The organism is Bradyrhizobium sp. (assembly GCF_016462955.1).
Taxonomy (GTDB): domain Bacteria; phylum Pseudomonadota; class Alphaproteobacteria; order Rhizobiales; family Xanthobacteraceae; genus Bradyrhizobium.
In genome coordinates, this window is the sequence record NZ_JAEMSD010000545.1 from 3,036 (window position 1) to 4,293 (window position 1,258).

The following is a 1,258-nucleotide window of genomic DNA, read 5'->3' on the forward strand; positions in this document are numbered from 1 at the left end:
CGGCATGGCCGTCGCCGATCAGCACCAGCGCGTCCGTGCGCGCGAGCTGCGCCGCGAGCGGCGCGCGCAGGGGGCCTGCGGGAAACACCTGGCCGTTGCCGAGGCCGCGCGCGCTGTCGATCACGATCAGCGAGGCGTCTTTCAGCAGAGCCGGATTCTGGAAACCGTCGTCCATCAGGATCACGGTCGCGCCCCGCGACTTTGCCAGCGCGACGCCGTCGAGGCGATCGCGCGCCACCGCAACCGGGACGTCGCGCGCCATCATCAGCGGCTCGTCGCCGATGTCGGCCGCGGTGTGACGTTCGCGGTCGACCATGACAGGGCCCGCGAGGCGCCCGCCATAGCCGCGGCTGAGCACGACCGGCGTCTCCCCCAGCGTGCGCAGCAGCCTGGTCAGCGCCAAAACGGTCGGGGTCTTGCCGGCGCCGCCGACATGGTAGTTGCCGACGCAGATCACGGGGATGCCGGCGTCCACGCCGTCGCGCTGCATGCGCCATGCGCTGATCGCGCCGTAGAGCGCTCCGAGCGGCCATAACGCGTAGGATTGGGGGGAACGTGGCCGGTACCAGAAGGCCGGCTCACGCATTGGCGGCCCCCATCTCGATCCGCAACTGCAGCAGATACGGCTCGAGCGCGGTCATGGTTCGATCGAGCGCGCCGCCGAGCTGCTCGACCACGCCCGAACCCGCGCGCTGCATCTTGTCGCGCACGCTCGGCTCGGCCAGCAGCACGCCGAGCTGCTTCACCAGCGCCTCCTGCGTGTCGGCCTGCCGCGCCCCGCCGCCGGTATCGAGCGCCTCGTAGACGTCGACGAAGTTGAACACGTGCGGACCATGGACGATCGCGGCGCCGAGCTTGATCGCCTCGATCGGATTCTGCCCGCCATGGGGGATCAGCGATCCCCCCATGAACACGATGGGCGAGAGACGATAGAACAGGCCGAGCTCGCCCAGGGTGTCGGCGACATAGACGTCGGTCGCAGCCGTCGGCAGCTCATCGCGCGAGCGCAAGCCGGGCTTCAGACCGGAGGCGGTGACCAGGCCCGCGATCGAGGAGCCGCGATCCGGATGCCGCGGCACGATCACGGTGAGAAGCTGCGGGAAGATTCCAATCAGGCTGCGATGCGCCGCCAGCAGCATCTCGTCCTCGCCCGGATGGGTCGAGGCGGCGACGACGATGGGGCGTCCGCGCGTCATCGCCATCAGCCGCTCGAGCTTGGCGGGGTCGGCCGGCGTCGTCGGCTCGTCGAGCTTGAGAT

General features: G+C 70.2%; 2 pseudogenes. Both read right to left on the bottom strand.

Going from position 1 to position 1,258, the window contains the following annotated elements:
• A pseudogene (gene lpxK, locus JHD07_RS33970) lies at positions 1 to 586 on the bottom strand (tetraacyldisaccharide 4'-kinase); the annotation flags it as partial.
• Positions 579 to 1,258, bottom strand: a pseudogene (locus tag JHD07_RS33975) (3-deoxy-D-manno-octulosonic acid transferase); the annotation flags it as partial. The pseudogenes JHD07_RS33975 and lpxK, both read right to left, overlap by 8 nt.